General features: G+C 35.2%; 20 protein-coding genes and 2 pseudogenes. 13 read left to right on the top strand and 9 right to left on the bottom strand.

Annotated features, from left to right (window positions below; genetic code table 11):
• Positions 1–75 precede the first annotated feature (75 nt).
• From K412_RS0118185 to K412_RS22420, 3 genes are all read left to right on the top strand, one after another.
• Positions 76–1,428, top strand: a complete 1,353-nt coding sequence (locus K412_RS0118185) for an aminotransferase class I/II-fold pyridoxal phosphate-dependent enzyme (protein ID WP_024834409.1) — start codon at positions 76–78, stop codon at positions 1,426–1,428.
• Positions 1,429–1,544: 116 nt separating this feature from the next.
• Positions 1,545–2,336: a 4Fe-4S dicluster domain-containing protein gene (locus K412_RS21520; protein WP_024834410.1), complete on the top strand. Its 792-nt coding sequence runs from the start codon at positions 1,545–1,547 to the stop codon at positions 2,334–2,336.
• Positions 2,337–2,793: 457 nt separating this feature from the next.
• Positions 2,794–3,195, top strand: coding sequence for a peptide maturation system acyl carrier-related protein (locus tag K412_RS22420; RefSeq protein WP_024834411.1), 402 nt, complete (start codon positions 2,794–2,796; stop codon positions 3,193–3,195).
• Positions 3,196–3,552: 357 nt separating this feature from the next.
• On the opposite strand, the gene K412_RS0118200 is transcribed toward K412_RS22420, so the two are convergent.
• On the bottom strand, positions 3,553–4,842 hold the full coding sequence (locus tag K412_RS0118200; protein ID WP_024834412.1) for an IS110 family RNA-guided transposase: 1,290 nt from the start codon (positions 4,840–4,842) through the stop codon (positions 3,553–3,555).
• A gap of 474 nt (positions 4,843–5,316) precedes the next feature.
• Here K412_RS0118200 and ccpM point away from each other — a divergent pair, with 474 nt between their 5' ends.
• From ccpM to K412_RS0118225, 5 genes are all read left to right on the top strand, one after another.
• Positions 5,317–6,831 carry a Cys-rich peptide radical SAM maturase CcpM gene (ccpM, locus tag K412_RS0118205; RefSeq protein ID WP_242835729.1) on the top strand — a complete coding sequence of 505 codons (1,515 nt, stop codon included), beginning with the start codon at positions 5,317–5,319 and terminating at the stop codon, positions 6,829–6,831.
• On the top strand, positions 6,794–7,909 hold the full coding sequence (locus K412_RS0118210) for a TIGR04066 family peptide maturation system protein (protein ID WP_024834414.1): 1,116 nt from the start codon (positions 6,794–6,796) through the stop codon (positions 7,907–7,909). The genes ccpM and K412_RS0118210 overlap by 38 nt, the downstream gene beginning before the upstream one ends.
• A gap of 12 nt (positions 7,910–7,921) precedes the next feature.
• Positions 7,922–8,179 carry a peptide maturation system acyl carrier-related protein gene (locus K412_RS0118215; RefSeq protein ID WP_024834415.1) on the top strand — a complete coding sequence of 86 codons (258 nt, stop codon included), beginning with the start codon at positions 7,922–7,924 and terminating at the stop codon, positions 8,177–8,179.
• Positions 8,180–8,241: 62 nt separating this feature from the next.
• Entirely contained in the window at positions 8,242–9,069 is an 828-nt protein-coding gene (locus K412_RS21130) for a GNAT family N-acetyltransferase (RefSeq protein ID WP_024834416.1), read from the top strand.
• Positions 9,070–9,130: 61 nt separating this feature from the next.
• Positions 9,131–9,634, top strand: coding sequence for a GNAT family N-acetyltransferase (locus K412_RS0118225; protein ID WP_024834417.1), 504 nt, complete (start codon positions 9,131–9,133; stop codon positions 9,632–9,634).
• 7 nt (positions 9,635–9,641) lie between these two features.
• Here K412_RS0118225 and K412_RS23100 read toward each other — a convergent pair.
• The 4 genes and pseudogenes from K412_RS23100 to K412_RS0118240 form a co-directional block, all read right to left on the bottom strand.
• Positions 9,642–9,836: pseudogene (locus K412_RS23100) on the bottom strand (hypothetical protein); the annotation flags it as partial.
• An 84-nt stretch (positions 9,837–9,920) separates the two neighbouring features.
• Positions 9,921–10,679, bottom strand: coding sequence for an IS21-like element ISCth9 family helper ATPase IstB (gene istB, locus K412_RS0118230; protein ID WP_024832078.1), 759 nt, complete (start codon positions 10,677–10,679; stop codon positions 9,921–9,923).
• Complete coding sequence (istA, locus tag K412_RS0118235) at positions 10,679–12,163, bottom strand: IS21 family transposase (RefSeq protein WP_024831343.1); 1,485 nt, start codon at positions 12,161–12,163, stop codon at positions 10,679–10,681. Before istA ends, istB begins: the two co-directional genes overlap by 1 nt.
• 63 nt (positions 12,164–12,226) lie before the next feature.
• Positions 12,227–13,273 carry an MFS transporter gene (locus K412_RS0118240; RefSeq protein WP_024834418.1) on the bottom strand — a complete coding sequence of 349 codons (1,047 nt, stop codon included), beginning with the start codon at positions 13,271–13,273 and terminating at the stop codon, positions 12,227–12,229.
• Between the two features lie 141 nt (positions 13,274–13,414).
• Here K412_RS0118240 and K412_RS0118245 point away from each other — a divergent pair, with 141 nt between their 5' ends.
• Complete coding sequence (locus tag K412_RS0118245) at positions 13,415–13,864, top strand: MarR family winged helix-turn-helix transcriptional regulator (RefSeq protein WP_024834419.1); 450 nt, start codon at positions 13,415–13,417, stop codon at positions 13,862–13,864.
• 5 nt (positions 13,865–13,869) lie between these two features.
• Here the strand turns inward: K412_RS0118245 and K412_RS0118250 are convergent, their stop codons facing one another.
• The 4 genes and pseudogenes from K412_RS0118250 to K412_RS0118260 all read right to left on the bottom strand — a co-directional run bounded on the left by K412_RS0118250 (position 13,870) and on the right by K412_RS0118260 (position 16,101).
• Positions 13,870–14,964 carry a response regulator transcription factor gene (locus K412_RS0118250; protein ID WP_024834420.1) on the bottom strand — a complete coding sequence of 365 codons (1,095 nt, stop codon included), beginning with the start codon at positions 14,962–14,964 and terminating at the stop codon, positions 13,870–13,872.
• A gap of 36 nt (positions 14,965–15,000) precedes the next feature.
• Positions 15,001–15,444, bottom strand: a complete 444-nt coding sequence (locus tag K412_RS21135; RefSeq protein ID WP_024834421.1) for a sensor histidine kinase — start codon at positions 15,442–15,444, stop codon at positions 15,001–15,003.
• A gap of 51 nt (positions 15,445–15,495) precedes the next feature.
• Positions 15,496–15,681: pseudogene (locus tag K412_RS23015) on the bottom strand (sensor histidine kinase); the annotation flags it as partial.
• A gap of 6 nt (positions 15,682–15,687) precedes the next feature.
• Positions 15,688–16,101: a M67 family metallopeptidase gene (locus K412_RS0118260; protein ID WP_024834422.1), complete on the bottom strand. Its 414-nt coding sequence runs from the start codon at positions 16,099–16,101 to the stop codon at positions 15,688–15,690.
• A gap of 240 nt (positions 16,102–16,341) precedes the next feature.
• Between K412_RS0118260 and K412_RS0118265 the strand changes: the two genes are divergently transcribed.
• From K412_RS0118265 to K412_RS0118280, 4 genes are read left to right on the top strand one after another with little or no spacing between them, the layout of a single operon-like run.
• Positions 16,342–17,211 (top strand): 4Fe-4S binding protein, encoded by an 870-nt coding sequence (locus tag K412_RS0118265; RefSeq protein WP_024834423.1) that lies wholly within the window; start codon positions 16,342–16,344, stop codon positions 17,209–17,211.
• 47 nt (positions 17,212–17,258) lie between these two features.
• The gene (locus K412_RS0118270) at positions 17,259–17,519 is read left to right on the top strand and encodes a sulfurtransferase TusA family protein (protein ID WP_024834424.1); all 261 of its coding nucleotides are present in this window, start codon (positions 17,259–17,261) and stop codon (positions 17,517–17,519) included.
• Positions 17,509–18,588, top strand: coding sequence for an O-acetylhomoserine aminocarboxypropyltransferase/cysteine synthase family protein (locus K412_RS0118275; RefSeq protein ID WP_024834425.1), 1,080 nt, complete (start codon positions 17,509–17,511; stop codon positions 18,586–18,588). The genes K412_RS0118270 and K412_RS0118275 overlap by 11 nt, the downstream gene beginning before the upstream one ends.
• A complete protein-coding gene (locus tag K412_RS0118280) occupies positions 18,567–18,935 on the top strand; it encodes a response regulator (RefSeq protein WP_024834426.1) in 369 nt (122 codons plus the stop codon). The genes K412_RS0118275 and K412_RS0118280 overlap by 22 nt, the downstream gene beginning before the upstream one ends.

An 18,935-nucleotide genomic window follows, 5' to 3' on the forward strand; every position in this document is an offset into this window, starting at 1 on the left:
AGAGTTGAACTCTAATAGAGTTCAACTCTAAACCAATATTCCAGTAATAAAAATGTAGAAAGGAGTAGTATATATATGAGTACCCCAAATATTGCAGGTTTATCCCTTGAAGAAAAGAGAGAGTTAGCAAAGAAACTGCTTAATTCAAAGGGAAACTTAAAAAATAATACACAAACAGAAAAGAAAACAGATGAAAAAGTTATTTTAAGTGAGTACTATAACTTTGATGAATTCCCAGAATACAAGGAACTGTTTCAAAGAAACAAAAACATTGAGAGCTTGAATATTAGAAATCAATTTTTTGATACTCATAATGATGTTAATGATAATGTTATAGAAATAGATAATAAAGAGTACATAAATTATTCAGGATATAATTATCTTGGCTTTTCTGGAGCCGCAGACATAAATGAATTTACTAAAAAAGCAATTGACAAGTACGGTACATCTGCCTCTGCTAGTAGAATTGTTTCCGGTGATCTAGACCTTCATCGGGAACTTGAAAAAGAAATTGCCGATATCATAGGAACTGAGGAATGTGTAGTTTCTGTAAGTGGATATGGTACAAATTTGTCAACTATTGGTTACTTAATTCGACCTAGCAAAGATGTTATTTTTTATGATGCTCTATGTCATAACAGTATTATGGCAGGAGCGGTTAAGTCAGGTGCTAGAAGAATTCCTTTTGCTCATAATGATGTTTCCGATCTGGAACGTTTGTTGAATGAGAACCGTAATAGCTATGAACGCGCACTAATTATAGTAGAAGGTGTTTATAGTATGGATGGTGATATTGTTAAGCTTCCTGAAATACTAAATTTGAAAAATAAGTATAAGGCACTCCTGATGATAGATGAAGCCCACTCCATGGGAGTTATTGGTAAGAATGGATTTGGTGTAAGAGAGTACTTTGATATCAAAGGCAGTGATGTGGATATTTGGATGGGAACATTGAGTAAAAGCTTTGCTAGCTGTGGCGGGTATATTGCAGGCTCAAAATCATTAATTGAAATGTTAAAGAATTTTGCTCCTGGACTTATCATGTATAGTGCAGGACTTACTCCTACAAATGCCTCAGCTGCATTGGCAGCAATTAGAAAAATGAGAAAAGAACCAGAATGTGTTACTCGACTTATAGAAAACTCAAAATTATTTTTAAGATTGGCCAAAGAAAAGGGACTAGAGACAGGGCTGTGCGAAAATACACCTATTGTACCTGTGCTTATTAAAAACTCCATACAGTGTATTATATTAGCTAATAATCTTTTTGAAAAAGGCATAAACGTACATCCTATTATGTATCCAGCTGTACCTGAAGGAGATTCAAGACTTAGGTTCTTTATTACTGCAAAACACACAGAAGAACAAATCAGATATACAGTTGACACAATAGCAGAGGAACTCAAAAAGATAAGAGATAAATTTTAAGAAATTGCTCTCTTATTCTTAAGTAGTACCACTTATGTCTTATAGTATTTTTATTGACAAGATAAGTTTGAGTAATATAATGTATATAAAGTATATAAATGGTAAGGGAAATTAAGATGAAAACAGTAATTATTTATGAATCAAGTTATATGGGAAATACCAAGATGTTAGCTGAGGCAATGGCATCTTCATGTGGAGCTACACTGTTTACCGTTGATGAGGCAAAAAAGCATGATCTTTCCGAGTTTTTGTTGTTTGGCTTTGGTTCGGGCATTATGTTTGGAAAACACAGCAAAAAATTGTTAGACTTTGTTGATGAGTTGCCAAATATAAAGAAGAAAGCTTTCATTTTTTCATCTAAATGTCAGCCATACATTGGAAAGTATCATGATACACTTCGAGAGAAGTTAAAATCGAAGGGGTTTGAAGTGTTAGACAAAGAATTTGGTTGTAGAGGATTTGATTTTACAGGACCATTGATTGGATTTGGAGGCTTAAATAAATATCATCCTACCCCAAAAGATATATTTAATGCAAAAATTTTTGCAAGAAAAATTGTACATATGGCTTCACCTATCAGAGGATTTGAAGACAGATGTGAAATGACAGGTACACATAATGGACATAATGTCTGGAAACTTAAAAATTCTAACTCTGAAATACATGGAACAAAAGTCGCAATTGATCATGAACATTGTATTTCTTGTGGGAATTGTGTTCAAAGCTGTCCTACTAATGTATTCGAGTGGATGGAGATAAACAATTCTCAAAAAAAGCCAGACCCGGTCAGGGAGCTTTATTGTGTTCAGTGCTCCATATGTGAATTAGGATGTCCAAAAGGTGCTGTATACGTAAATGCTACATGGTGGGATGGAATTAAAGTTGTTAGACGACTTGGTAAAAAATAGGTACTTGTCCTTTGCATACTGTAGTTTTTTTGTTTCAAAGAGAAAATGCTGAAATAGCAGTGTAGTGTGATAATTATGCAGTAAATATAATTTAGACATGAGAGGATAACTTTCATGTCTTTTATTTATTTTTATAGAAACTAAAAGTTCATGCAATGTTTGTACGTATTTTGGAATTAGACAGTAATCTTAAACCTATGGTCATAGCTTTGAGGCCAATGAAATTCTATTGACCAGGGAAATAAGTGTTTTATTAAATGTTGACAAATATTGTAAATAAGTTATAATACTGGTATAAAAAGTAAGTTAAAAAATGATATATAACAACGGTATTTCCATATGGATTTTTTAATTACTAAACCATTATACTAAAAAATTAATATTGCTTTGTGCGTAATATTACTTTTTTCTGCTCATAAACGTAAATAATGGGCTAATATATACTTAAAGAGATTTGATGGACATTGAAATTTTATTTATAAAAATATCTTTATCTACTCGATATAAACTCGGCTTTGAAACAGATTTTTTTAACTTATCTAACAATAGTTTTGACTATAATGGTTCTCAATTTTTAAAGTCTATGCAGTATCTTACTGTAGATTCTGAATTAGTCGATGAAAAAAATCAAAACTTCAAAAAAAATAATATACCTGTTACAAATATACTGAACAATGAGGCTAAGAATGATCATTTACTGGGTTCAAATATTAAACTTACTCCTAGAGACTTACTTTACATATTTGTAGATATTGAAGAAGAATTTAAAATAACAATTCCTGAGAGTTATATAATTGAGGGGAAGTTTAACACATTTAATAATATATTACAAATTATTAAGGATGAAATTACAGAGTGATATAATATGTTAACTTACGGAAATCCTCCATATTGACTATGATTCTGAAAGTATAGTCCTATAAGCCAAAAGGTAATATTGGGTATTGTTTCCCTACAAATAAAACCTCGAGGAAATATAGGGATTCAGTATAGATTGAATGTCAGAGTAGTCGCGAGCTTTGGTGTTCGGGGATCAAAATGTAAGACCAGCTAATTAAAGTCAAGAGTTTTTAAGAAAAAGCTTTATGAATTTTTGAAAACTCCTGACATAGAAAAAATGCATAACAACAAGACCACCTTTGCGAAGTAGACATAAAATAGCTGGTCTAAAATGAAATACTGATCCTTGAAAACTAAACATCAAGTGCAGGTACTGCTAAGCTGCTATATGCTTTGCTGCTAATATCTGAGCATGTTCCTGAGGACTGCGTAACTGGTACGGTTTTCTGTCCCTTAGAACAGCAAAGATGTAAATGATGATCTTACGCATAACTGCTCCCAAAGCTACCTTCTTAGGTTTACTCTGGCATTTTTGCTTGTAGAATTCAAGTAATACAGGGTTGCAAGCCTCTTTATTCCGCTTAGTTCGGATATTGGCAAGAGCAGTTGTAAAAAGAACCCTGCGAAGTAGCCTGGAACCTCTCTTGGACATTTTATTCCGTGTGCCGGTAAATTCTCCGGATTGCATCACAGAGGGGTCAATGCCAAAGTAAGCAACCAGTTTTCCCGGCTTAGAGAAAGCGGAAAAATCGCCGATTTCTGCTAGAATGGTGGCAGCAGTAAGAAGGCCAATACCTGGCAGGCTCTGAAAAAGTTCAAGAGTTAATGCTAGCATGGGCATATCCTTTGCCATATCTTCAGCGATCAATAGATGAATGGTTTTTAGGACCTTCGCCAAGTTATCTTCCAGAGTTCTGATCATGGATATGTAGACACCCAGCATAGCAATGTTCGAGAAATTATGAACAGTCAAAGGCGCAAACTCTCTGGCTTTGGAGACCAAAAGATTATACTTTGCAGTTGACCACTTAAGGCTTCTGCGAGAATTCTTCTGGATCAGTGCAATCAACTTGTTCCTGTTCGCTTTAAGAATATGCGCAGGCGTAGGATATTTCTCCAATACTGCAAGAGCAGCCTTTGAAAAGATGTTGGGGAATACATCCTTGAAGTTTAACATGAGTTGGTCAACAATACCCGTAAGCCTGTTTTTGTAGGCAGTAAGTTCGTCAGAGAGCTTGTAGTACTGTCGGCAAAGACTTCGCAGGCATTCAATATCCTCATCGGGGATATTAGTAGTTTTAAGCTCCTGAAATCTGTATAGCAGGGCAATTTTCCGGGCATCAGCTTTATCATTTTTCACTTTTCTGATTCCAATATTTTTGATAGAATCAGTCTGGATGGGGTTTATGATGGAGACCTCCAATCCAGCTTTACAAAGTGAATGGAAAAGGATTTTGTGATAGTGCCCGGTGGATTCCATGACGACGAAAGGCCTAGAATCAAAGTCCTTTTCCGTTTTTTTCAGTAATTCAACGACTCTTTCAACGTCAGAACTGGAATCATGGTGGATCTTCATGCGGGCAATCACTTCATTGGATGGAGAAAGAATTGCCATCTCACTGAAGAATTTACCTACATCGATTCCTGCAATAGGTCTGAAATTCATCAAAATGCCTCCTTAAAAAATTAATGGACTTAAAAGCCTCCATTCCTTCTCATGTAAGCAAACAACCTTGCATGTGACACGAGGAACCAGCTAAAAAGCTGGCCTCAACCAGCCAAATCATGTAGACTTACCGGAATGGAAAAATACTCTTTCATACGGGTAATCGGCCCGCCAAGGTCCGTCCCAGGAGGTGAAACACACACCTTCCAAGTCCGGAAGATATTATACATGATTGTCAAAGTTCAGGCCAACAAACGCTGGCATAATGGCTAAGATGTGAAGCCGGATGATGTGCTTGATGTTTGGAAAAGAATAAAATTTGAAGTGTTATGTTAACTATGACTTTTAATGGGTCGAACAGTGGCTTTGGTCACTGATTTAATACAAAATAATTGTACAAGGAGGTGTCAAGTCCGTGTAATTTCTATGAAAGAAATGCATATGTCTTTGGCGTTCTTGTATAGGATTTGGGACATGGACATATTTATGCTTGAATCGAAGCCGTTTATTTATCCCTTCTGTACAGCGGGAGGATGTTATTTTTATGATGTTAATAAAAATAGAATTATTGGTGTGAGTAAAGAAACCTATAAGTATCTGGACGGAAAAACAAATGAACTCAATCCCGACGTTGAACAAGAAATTAATACACTGATAAAAAAAGGTTATTTATCTGATAAAAAGTTAAAATATATATTACATCCTGCAAGTAAGAGTCTAGAATATATACTTGACAGTGCTTTGGAGAAAATAACCTTACAGGTAACACAACAATGCAATCTACGGTGTGAGTACTGTATATACTCTGGAGACACCGGAAATTACCGAAACAGATCTCATCAAAATAAGAGTATGAGCTTTGATATGGCAAGAAAAGGTATTGATTTTTTGATTGAACATTCCCAAGATTCAAACAGATTAAATATAGGGTTCTATGGCGGAGAACCTCTTTTAGAGTTTGAACTTATAAAGAAATGTGTAAAATATGCAAAAGAGCAAGCGGAAGGAAAAGAAATATCCTTTTCAATTACTACAAATGCAACACTGCTTAGTGAAGATATTATCAAGTATTTATCTGAAAATGATATTATGCTTACTATTAGTTTAGATGGACCGAAGGAAATACATAATAAAAACAGAAAGTTTGCTGGAAGTGGTGTAGGCTCCTTTGACAAAATAATGGAGAACTTAGAGATTCTAAAGGAGAGATACCCAGAGTATTTTAATAATATATTATTTAATGTAGTAATAGACCCGACAGTGGATTTTAAATGCATATCTGAGTTCTTTGTTAACTATGATACTGTAAAAGATACCATTCAAATGGCGACATTGCCTTCTACAAATTATTCAAATAAGAATGTGACTATGAGCGATAATTTCCGTGCGGATTATAACTATGAATTTTTCAAAATTTTTTTAAGCAAACTAGGGCGGCTTGAAAAAAAGTATATAAGTAATTTTAACCTATCATATTTTGAAAGGTTGAAAAACACTTATTATGAAAAAAAAGCACTGACAACAGGTCTTCTTGATTACGGACACCCAGGTGGACCTTGCATACCCGGACAAATGAGACTGTTTATGAATGTAGACGGTGTGTTTTATCCTTGTGAGAGAGTGAGCGAGACATCTGAAGTAATGAAAATAGGAACTGTAGAGAAGGGGTTTGATATAGAGAAATGCTTGAAAATCCTTAATATAGGCAAAATTACAGAGCAAAGCTGTATAAACTGCTGGGCTTTCAGATATTGCTCTCAATGTGCCGCTCTTGCAGACGACACAAAAGAGTTGACTTCAGAAAAAAGGCTGAAGCAATGCGTAAGTGCAAAAAGAGATGTAGAAGAGCAAATGAAGGAATACTGTACATTATTGGAACTGGGATATGACTTTGAAGGTGAGGATTATCCTTTTATTCAAATTTCAAAAAACCAATGGGAGGCAAAAGAAAATGATACAGAAACAAAGATTGCTGGTATATCCCTTTGATAATGATTTTTTGGCTACAATAAAGCATAATGAGCTTATAAGTGAATATGAGATATCAAAATTAGTTTCTCCTAATGGATGGGGTTTTGTAGGCAAAGATGCAGGAAGCACAGGTAAGTGTAAAGAAACTGGAATAAAAGTAGAGGGAAATTTTAAAGAAGCTTTGGGTGATTGCGATGCTGTACTCTTTATTGATTCTCATTTGAAGCTGGATTTTGAAAAAATAGTTTATCCCAAAATGCTTGAAACCATAAAAGAAAAGAAGAATATCCTGTGTGAAATAAAAGTTGAAGATAAAATAAAAAAGGAACTGGCAGAACTTGCTTCAAACAATGGGGTAAGTTGCGATTTTCTAGGTGATAATGAAGTGTGGTCATCCCCAGAAAAAAGTGAAATATATAACGTAAATACACCAGTTATTTTCGTATTGGGAGTGTCCGAGAGGACAAGCAAATTTGAAATACAATTGGCTCTTAGAAAAAGGTTGATAAAGGAAGGCTATAAAGTTAGCCAAGTTGGGACAAAAAAATATTGTGAGCTTTTAGGCTTTCACTCCATGCCGAGTTTTATGTTTGGCAATAACTTATCGGAGCCAGAAAAGATAACCTTGTTCAATCATTATATTAAGAAAATGGAAAAGGAAGAGAAACCAGACGTTATAATTATAGGGCTGCCTGGAGGGACAATGAAATTCAATAATAAGTATACATGCAATTATGGAATTACGTCCTATGAAATATCTCAGGCCATTATTCCTGATGCTGCAATTTGCAGTGTCTTGTATGCAGATTATAAGCTTACATATTTTGAAAATATATTCAAATCGTTACAGTATAAATTAGGGTTTAAAGTAGATTGTTTCAATTTATCAAATTACCAATTTGACTTGGTAAGAACAGAATCATTCGGCCAAATGTGCTATACGCTGCTGGATTCAACGGCTGTTATACAAAAAATTGAAAATTTATCTGGGTTGGAAACACCTGTCTATAATATTCTTGATGAAGATCATGCCGATAAAATGTATAATTTCATATTGGATAAATTAAGCAGCTATGCAGAAGTATCAGCTTTTTAAGGAGGGTAAAATATGGAGTATATAGAGAAAAGGCTAGATGACATATTTAAGAGAAGATTTGGAATAGAGATGGGTCCCAATAAAGACAAGTTTAGAGATAAAAAACTATTAGGACAAGAATTTGGCATGCCTGCAAAGGATTTATTATATCTATTTTTTGATGTTGAAAAAGAATTTTCAATAAAAATTCCACAAGAAGCTGTTGTTTCTGGTGAATTTAGTACCTATAATGGTATTTGTCAAATTATAGATAATGAAATGAAAAGGTAAAGATAGAATAGAAGTAAATAGCACTGAATCTGACCTCAAAGTACATAAGAGGAGAACATATAATGTATAATAATATAGTAATCAGGCGAGAAATACCTGCTGATTTCAAATCGGTAGAACATCTGACAATGAGGGCATTTTGGAATATTCATGGTCCGGGATGCAGTGAACATCTTCTTGTTAGAAAGATTAGAGAGTCACAAGATTACTTACAGAATATAAGTCGAGTTGCTGAATTAAATGGAAAAGTAGTAGGGGCAATTTATTATACAAAGGCTAAAGTTGTTGAAGGTAACGCAGAGCATAGTGTAATTACATTTGGACCATTAGCAGTAGAACCAACTTTGCAGAATTCTGGTATCGGAAGAGCTTTGCTTGAAGAGACCATTAATTTAGCAAAAGAAGCAGGATATTCAGGGATTGTAATCACTGGAGAGCCTGAATATTATCCAAAAAGAGGTTTTGTGACTTGTGATAAGTTTGGGATTACTGATGCTGAAGGAAAAAATTTTGATGCATTAATGTGCTTTCCTCTTAATATGGAATTGTTTAATTCAGTTCATGGCAAATTCATAGAAAGTCCAGTATTTAAAGATTGTGAAAATATTGAGGAAATCCAGAAACTTGAGGCAGAGTTTCCGAAATATCGCAAGGTAAAAATCAAAGATGGTTTTTTGATGATTTTAGAAAAACGTTTTGGAGTCATTGAATCTGTAAACGAGGATGTTTTTTCAGTTAAGTTTTGGGAGTTATCAATTCCAGCAAAGCTTAGTAAAGACTTTAATAATGATTCTGTGAGACCAAAAGTGGGAGATGATGTTCTCTTTATTTGGAAACAGGACGGTAAATCAGAGATTACTTCTGTATGTAAGAATATGTTGAGAGAATGATGACAGGAATATATAATAATGAAAGTAGTTAAAATACTATACAGAAATGAGTTGGGATAATATGGACTTTAAACTTCGTAAATGGACTTTAGATGATATAGATGATTTTTTCATAAATGTAAATGATAAAGAAATTACAGACAATCTAAGCGACTTATATCCTTTTCCTTATAATTATCAAAATGCAAGCAATAGTGTTTCTTTATTTGCAAATGCAGATGAATCTCAAATGCTAGTAAGAGCTATAGATATTAATGGTAAAGCAGTAGGTTCAATTGGCGTAACTATAAATAGCGGCGTATATAGAAAAAGTGGAGATATTGGTTATTGGATTGGCAAAGAATATTGGTCTAAAGGGATAATGACAAAAGCTGTAAAGCAAATTTGTGAAACAGCTTTTAATACTTATGATATTATTCGTATATCGGCAGAAGTATTATCACATAATACCGGTTCTATAAAAGTTCTAGAAAAAGCAGGATTTAAACAAGAAGGACTGAAAAAAAAGAACTTTTATAAAAATGGGATATTATATGACTCTTACATGTATGCATTAATAAGATAACTTTTTCTTAATGTTTCTGTTTTTCCACTACTCTTTTTCCCCAGAACAACCAATAGATTGGCAGTGAAATAAGAGATATTAATGCCGCTACATAATATAAAACATGATAGTCTGATACTGTAGCTATTGCACCGAGTATTGCCGGAGCAATTCCTACACCAATATCAGATAATGCCCAATAAGTTGAAACCGCAAAGGGGCGTCTTTCATCTGTGGACTGGTGTTAATGTCAATCAAAATTTAGGCCACTTACCGGAGTAAAATCAGGCCACCATTTCATAAAAAATCAGTCATTATTTGCCTGCTTGGAAAGAGCCTGCTTAAACCTGTAGCTTTCACCATTGATGTTCAGTATGTGTGCATTATGGGTCAGGCGGTCAAGCAGGGCAGCTGTCATTTGTTCATCGCCTAACACCTCCGTCCATTTTGGAAATTCTAAGTTTGTAGTTATGATCAGGCTGCCTCTCTCATATCGGGAGGAGCAGAACTGGAACAATAATTCAGCTCCGACTTTATTGAAGGGCACATAGCCCAATTCGTCAAGGATCACTAATTGCGGCGCCAGCCATTGCTTTTCGAACTTGTTAAGACGATATTCCTGCTGTGCTGCAAGCAATTCATTTATCAAACCAGCTGCCGTATAGAATTTGACCTTCATACCCTGCCGACAAGCCTCGTAACCGAGCGCAGTTGCAATATGGGTTTTCCCTACTCCGGAGTTGCCTATCAAAATGACATTTTCTCTTCTTCGGATATATTCTCCCTGCATGAGTTTCAATACCCGTGGTTTGTTCAAAGAAGGTATGGCAAGGAAGTCAAAGCTTTCAATCGTTTTGATTACGGGGAAGCCCGCTTGTCGTATCCCTCTCTGAATCCGGTTGTTCTCCCGCTGGTGTACTTCCTGCTCCAGCACACACAGCAGATATTCTTCATAATCCAGATTGTTGTCTGCGGCTTCTCTTGCCAGGGATTCATAGGTTTTTGCCACCTGAGGCATTTTTAGCTTCTTCAAGTAAGTTTCAATAAGCATTTTATTGACCGGCATTATTGCCCACCTCCTGACATGAGAGCGCTGTATTTGCTGAGATCAGGAGGTATTACAACAACCTCGGGGATGCCCTGAAGCTTGTCTTTGCTGACAGGAGCCGTCTTAGGATTGCCTGAGACCAGCAGCTGTCCTAATATGTTAAATAAACCGTCATAACTGTATACATTGTATGCCATAGCTATTTCAATAGCTTCTGTCACCAGTGCCGTAGGGTAATCCCTGTGCAGCATAAGTATCTTTACGAATTCCCTGTTGCCTCTCGGACTTCTTGCATTTAAGCTTCGACGATACTGCTCATAAACGGGTGCCAGCATCTGAGGTTTATATACTTTTGTGTTGCCCAGGGCGCGTGATTTTTGCAGCAGCAGTTCCAGATAGTGATCAAGCTTTATCTGCTCCTGGTATCGTCCGTATATCCTTGGATGGCTTGCTATCATTGTCCCTTTGTATAGTATTTTTACTTCATCTGCTGTAGCTTTAACAGTGACTTTCTCTCCCACATATATCGTGGGAACAGAGTATCGGTTAGTTTCAAACTGTACCATAGAATAGCGGTTGACCTTTGCTTCTTTATACCTCGCGCCATCAAACCTTACTGTCGGTAATGGCCTCAAAGCAGCCCTTTCCGCCTCCCATTTCGGATTACTTTCCAAAATCTTTATGCATTCGTTGTGCAGATATTCATTCAACTCCTCAAAGGAATCAACCTCAGGGTAGGGTACGAAGAACCTTCGCACAGCCTCTTTGCCTGCATTCTCCACACCGCCTTTATCGCTTCCCTTTGCTGGCCGGCAGAATGAAGATTCATAAAGGTAATGGGTACGTAAGGCGATAAATTGCTCCTGTTCTTCTCTGTTGCTGCCTTCGAGTATCTTCTTCACTGCCGTTTTTAGATTGTCATATGCTATCTTGTATGGTACACCGTTCATAAACTCAAAGCATTTGATATGCCCATCAAAAAATGCTTCCTGTTTCTCAAAAGGGTATGCTCTTACGTAGAATCCGCCTGATCCTCTCAACTTCATTACAAACAAATGTGCCTTGGTTTCTTTGCCTTTCAGATAAAAGTATGCTTCTGTCCAGTCCACTTCTGCATAGGCCCCCAGTTCGAACTCCAATGGCAGGAAAGCTTCCTTTTGCTTTCTGTATTCCTTCCTCAGGTAATCCATTACAGTATTGTATCCGCCCAAGAAGCCTTCTTTTTTAAGTGTCTCAAATATTTTAGTCCCTGTGTGACGCTGCTTACGATGCCTTGTTTTATCGTCTTCTATTATTTGCTTGATCATTGGTATGTATGGGCCTAATACCGGATGGCTACGTTCTTTTGTCAACTTATATTTCGGCGGTTTTGGTTCATCCATGGAAATATATTTTGAGATCGTATCCCTGTGCATTCCAGTTCTGCGGCTTATTTCCCTGATACTTAGGTCTTCCATGAAGTACATTTTTCTGATATCCTCTAATTGTGCCATCTTAATCATATCCTTTCCTCCTGTACGATGATGCTGTCAACATAATCATACAGGAAATTTGATTAAGGTGGCCTAATTTTTTACCGGTATGTGGTACAATTTTAGAGTAGCACTAACAGACTGGCGATTAACAATAACGTTAAGGGTAGAATTAAGTGTACCATAGCCAAGTGCTCCGAATAATGCACATATTACAATGGTAATCATACAAGGCTTCCAGGCTATCAATGTGATTCCAACCACCTGTGCCAGAATACAAGGATAGCAAACTGCATTATCACCTAGCTTATCCTGTAGTTTGCCTGCCACAGGTCTTGATACGATAAGCATTGCAGCGTAAATCAGGAAGAAATATTTGAACTCATTTGTCAGATTGGTATATTGCGCATAAAGCCTGTAAAAAGACATAAGTGCCGCATATCCAAAGCAAAGACAGAATATGCACAATGAAATTGGAATTGCTTTTATTTCAATGAATCTATCAATACTAAATCTCTTTATGGTATTTGAATTTTGGGCTTGATCGTCTGTAGTTTTGACTTTCTGATACCATGGATCAAGATTCTTTGTATCTACCATAGACATAGATATAACAATAAAAAATGAGAAAATCATGGCAGCAGCAAAGCAGCCGTTTCCTCCAAAATTATCGTAAATCAGTCCGCCTACAAATGGGCCTATGGCTACTCCGAGAGATGTTGACATCATAAAGTATCCTGTTGCTTCTCCATATCTGCTCTTTGGAAGCCCTGACATAGCTATAATCATTATTGCATTCATTGTTGCACCAAAGCCAATACCGTGAATAAATCTTATAATGAGGAGCAAAACAACATTATTGGCGAAAATGTACAGACAGCTTGCAGTAAAATGAATTATTCCGAATATTATAACAATTTTCTTCCAGCCGTACTTTTCCATTGCGTTGCCGGAATACATTCTCGAGAATAATCCACCTACAACATATATTCCCGAAACAAGTCCTGCAATTGCTGCCGTTGCACCAAAGGCTGTAACATATTCCGTAATGGTTGACATCAATGTGTACATTACAAGTGCCAATGAAAACTGTGCTATAAATGTACATACAAAGTTTTTTGTAACAATTTTTTCATTCATAATAGTGTTCCTCTATAAAATATATATTTGACAATTGCTGAATATCATTTTATTATATTCATAGCAAGGGATACATCGCATACGATTTATTATAGAACAGCCTAAGATTCATGTCAATAATTCAAAAAGCGAGGAATAAAAGTGTCAAAGGAGCAAGAATATATAACTGCAAGTTTACTTGTTAAGCTTGGAAATGCTATATCATGGTATAAAAATCAAAACATGAAATCAATTGAATTAACAGCTTCACAAAGTGAGGCTATTCAGTATATTTTAAGAAATAAGGATTATAAGCGGATTACTGCCGCTGATTTGATGAGAAATCTTGAATTAGCGCAATCGACCATTGCGGGAATCATCCGCAGACTGGAGCAGAAGAACCTGATAAAATGTACTACAGCGCCGGATGACAAAAGGCAAACCATAATATCTGTTACGCCACAATCCCTTAAACTAGAAGAACAGCTGCGAAAAACAGCTGTTGAAACAGAACACATTTTGCTATCAGGTATGTCAGAAAATGAACAGAAAGAATTTAATCGTCTTCTTCAAATAGCTTTGGAAAACATGAACAATATTCGAAACAAATAGGTATTTTATATCTGATAATCACAATACTTTGTATTTCTATATTCCGACGGACTTTTACCAAAAACTTTTTTGAATTGCTTCATAAAATAATTTATGTCCCGATAACCTATTTGGTATCCGACTTCATAGGTTTTTAGATTTGAATTCTTTAGCAGATATTCGGCACGTGACATTTTAATTAGTGTAATATAATCATTAAAATGAATCCCTGTTTTATTTGCAAAAGAATTACTCAAATATGTATTGTTCATATAAAATTTTTCTGAAATAATTTTTAGCTTTAAATCAGCTTCAGGGTTATTAAGAATGTATTTACAAATATCATTAATATTATTATCTGAAGTTTCAGGTTGAAGCTTTAGTATTGATTTAATCAGATAATTTAGTTTTCTTAAGTAAAATTCTATAAAGCTATTGGCGTTACTATCATGAAAATAATCAACTTCCTCAAAATATTGCATGTCAATGAAATTGCTTAGCCACGGATATTCTTCATAGGTTGCAATAATAATATTATGGTATAGCTTTTTAGCAATAATATCTGCGGATATTATATTATCAGATAAAGCAGTATATAGGTTTTCAAGAGTTACCTTAAATAACTTAATGGCTGAAATATCTTTGCTTTTTATGTAGTTTATAATATTTTTTTCATCCACAGATGGATATGCCCATTCAAATTTTTTGTCAGAGGGCAGGTTAATTCTACTTGTACTGTAATTTGCTTTTAAATATTCTTCTGACCTTAACAGAAGTTCTAGCAGACTTGCTTCTGTAACAGGTTTAACCAAATAATCAAATGCTCCTAAAACAATTCCTTCTCTAGCATAGTTAAACTCGCTATGCTCACTTATAAGGACAACACATGGACAGAGATTTTCCTTTTTAATTATTCTTAATAGTTGCAATCCATCAACTATAGGCATTCTAATGTCAGTAATAACTAAGTCATATCTGTTTTTCCTTAATAAATCAAGAGCTTGACTACCGTTATTTGCTTTATCTGCAACGGTAAAACCAGAGGTTTCACCCCATACATTTAATCTCTTTAGCTCAATAATGAAGATTTCTCTATCATCAACAATTAGCGTTTTATACATAGTTTGTATCACCTCGGTTCTATAGCAACTTGCAATTTATTTTAGTATGTTATCGTTTTTTAGTGTAAAGTAGACACACACTCCTTTTCCAACCTCACCAGTTATCCAGACTCTGCCTCCAAGCTTCATAATAATTTTTTTAACTAAAGCTAGACCAATACCACTGCCTTCAAACTCATCAACCGAATGCATTCGATGAAACATTTTGAAAAGGTTTTCCGAAAATTTCATATCAAACCCAACACCATTATCCTTAATATAAAATATGTTTTCATCGTTTTCGTAATAATAACCGGCAGTTATTTTTGCATCATCTTTATTACTTGTAAATTTTAAAGAATTTGATATTATATTTGTAATAACCTGCTTAATCATTACGCTGTCGGTCAAGAGGCAAGGAATGGGTTCTTCAATTTGAAGAGTTATTTTTTTGCTTGAGGGATAGCCGATAATTAACTCGTTAAATACCGTCTTAATCATTTCCTTTAAATCAATTGCTTCATTTATTAACTCCGAATCATCAAACTTTGCATATTCTAAAAGTTTGTTTATTAGTATAAATGTATCACTGCAGATATTTCTGATGTTTTGAATCAGCGCAAGACCTTCTTCACTGACACTTTGACCATAGTCCTCAATAAAGATTCTTGCATAGCCGTCTATTGCTCTGACAGGAGCTTTTATTTCATGAGATATTGTATAACTGAATTCTTTTATATCCGATCACTCCAAAATTTTTATTTCCTCTCTGGATACTGTTTGATTTATTATTTTAAAACTATTAATTACAGGGTTTGAGCTGTCTTGTAAAGATAAAATAATATAACTTAGGTTTGGGTCAAAGGCTAGCCTTATGTCTTCATCAGATGGCCTTGAAGGTGACATGGGATGGCTATGAAAGTTCCCTAAAAGCTGCCATTTGTTCTTTCGTATATCTGCTATGGCTTTAAACTGTTCCTCTACATCCATTGAAAAATGCTCTGGACTTTCATCAATATTTCTTAGTAGGTAAACTTTCTGAACGATTTTATTGTCTCCCTCAATTGTTCCTGCTAAAAGACCACAGCTTTCATTGGGCAATGCTGCAATTGAATGTGCCAGAATTTCTTCATTCTGTTTGCTTTTTATAATTAGCAAAATAACACTCCTTTCTTAATATTATAAAACATATAGGAAAAGTATGTAAATAGGATACAGCTTGAATTATCAGTTGTCAATATCTTCTAATATCTAGAAAATAAAAAAGTGTTTTCTGAATGTCAACGAAAAATTAAAGAATCAAAATAATAACCACTATATTCCTAAATTTTGTCTTGTTGTCAGAATAGTTAATGCAATTTATACTGAGGAAAGTATATTGATGGGGAGGAATGCCCTTTGGATGAGTTAGCGTATAAAGAACTTAAAAAAGGCGGCTTCATGAGGCAAGTTCAAAAGGAAAAATTTTCTTTGAGACTTAGGGTGGTGGGAGGTCAGATTAAAGCTGACCAGATTAGGAAAGTAAGCGAAATCGCAGATAAGTATGGACACGGTTATATTCATATGACATCAAGACAAGGAATTGAAATACCATTTATTGATTTGGCAGATGTAAATGCAGTAAAAGAAGAACTGGCTTCAGTAGGACTGCAGCCCGGTGCTTGCGGGCCTCGAGTGAGAACTGTTACTGCCTGCCAAGGTAATACTATTTGCGGCAGTGGGTTAATAGAAACCAGTGAATTGGCTAAAGAAATTGATGCTAAATACTTTGCCAAGGATTTGCCTCATAAATTTAAAATTGGAATAACAGGATGTAAAAATAACTGCCTCAAAGCAGAAGAAAATGACCTTGGAATTAAGGGTGGAGTTTTGCCGTTATGGGATAAAGCATCATGCAGCTTTTGTGGAGTTTGTGAAGCAGTATGTCCCCAAAAAGCTATAACTATTAACAAGGTTGATAATTTAGTTGAATTTGATAAAAACAAATGTATTTATTGTGGTAAATGTGTTAAAGGCTGTCCTATGGATTCTTGGCAAGGAAAAAGAGGATATATTATTTATTTTGGCGGAACTTTTGGAAATAATCTGGTGTTTGGAGAAGAACTTCTTCCCCTAATTACAGAAAAGTATAGGTTATTAGCTATTGTGGATGCTGCAATAGAGTTCTTCAAGGAACATGGAAATACTGGGGAACGTTTCAGACTTACAATTGACAGAGTTGGTAAGGAAAAGCTAAAAGAAAAACTGAATGAGGCATTAAAAAATTAGAAAGGAGTTTATGATTTAGTTGCTGACTAAATTTGTATAGGATAATTATGTGTGAAAACAAAGTAGATGTAGATGCATTTGTTGATATAACAGATGTTGTATGTCCTGTGACTTTTGTAAAAGCAAAGGTTGCACTTGAGGAAATTGAAAACGGTCAAACTCTTGAAATTAAGTTAAATGATGGTGAACCAATTCAAAATGTACCAAGAAGTTTAAAGAATGATAAGCACAAAGTAACAAGTGTAGAAAAAAATCAAGATGGTACTTATACCATTAGAGTGACAAAGGGTGGTTTACTTGAAATTTAACACATCTCTTTTACATGGTGGCTATAGTCGCGATAACAATACGGGAGCAATACTGCCTCCTATATATCAGACAAGCGCATTTGGACATAAAACAGCCGAACAGCTGGAAAACACTTTTAACAATCATGAACCAGGCTTCTCATATTCAAGAATAAATAACCCTACAATAGAATCATTTGAAAAAAGAATTGCATACCTTGAAGGAGGTATTGGTGCGGTAGCTTGTTCGTCAGGAATGGCTGCAATCTCTCTTGCAATTTTAAATATACTGCGAAGCGGAGACGAGATAGTTTCAAGTGCCAGTATTTTTGGCGGTACGATTGGCCTATTTAAAGATTTACAAGCATTTGGAATAACAACCAATTACGTGTTGGATCAATCTCCTGAAAGTTATGAAGCAGTAATAAATAAGAAAACCAAGTTAATATTTACTGAAACTATAGGAAATCCAAAACTAGATGTAGTTGATATAAGTGCTATTGCGAGGCTTGCACACTCTCATAAAATTCCGCTCATTGTGGACAATACTGCTGCAACTCCATTTTTGGTGAAACCTATATCATTTGGAGCAGATGTTGTAGTTCATTCAGCTTCAAAATACATAAATGGTAGTGGTAATTCAATTAGCGGAGTAATCATAGACAGCGGAAGGTTTGACTGGGATACTGAAGAATATCCTAGCCTGCTAGAAACAAAGAGATTTGGACAATTTATATACCTTTCTAAGCTCAGGGGGTACTTATTCAGAAATTTTGGTTCGTGTCTTTCACCGTTTAATGCTTATTTAAACAGTATTGGCCTAGAGACTTTGGGTATAAGGATGGAAAGACTCTGTAATAATGCTTTGAAGCTTGCAGAATACATTCAAAGTAATTACAAAAACATAACTGTTAATTACCCGGGACTCAAAAGCAGTGAAGAAGAAAAAAAGAATGCAGGAATCTATGATGATTTAATACGGGTAAGTGTTGGGCTTGAAGATATTGAGGATTTAATAAATGATTTTGATGCAGCACTTGAAAAGATGCCTTATCAAGGGGGAATACAATGCAAAAAATCAATGTGCTAATAATAGAAGAATTTAAATATATTGCAGACTTGAATGTGCTTGAGCTGAAAAGAGGCGGTTTTGAAGTGAAAAGCAGGTACGTTTCAAGTGAAAAGGACATGCAGGAGGCATTGCGTCAGGAAAAATTTGATATTATTCTTTCGGATAATTCAACACCACATTTTAATGCGATACAAGCGCTTTTTACAAGAAATGAGATGGCTCCGGAAACTCCATTTATTATAGTTTCTGAGGATGTATCACCGGAAAACATTAAGTTTGCAATGAAAAATAGATGTTGTGCGTATCTTGTTAAGGAAAACCTGCATCAGCTTGCTATTCTTGTTAGAAATATTATTAACAGGTGA

Source organism: Ruminiclostridium josui JCM 17888 (assembly GCF_000526495.1).
GTDB lineage: Bacteria > Bacillota > Clostridia > Acetivibrionales > DSM-1351 > Ruminiclostridium > Ruminiclostridium josui.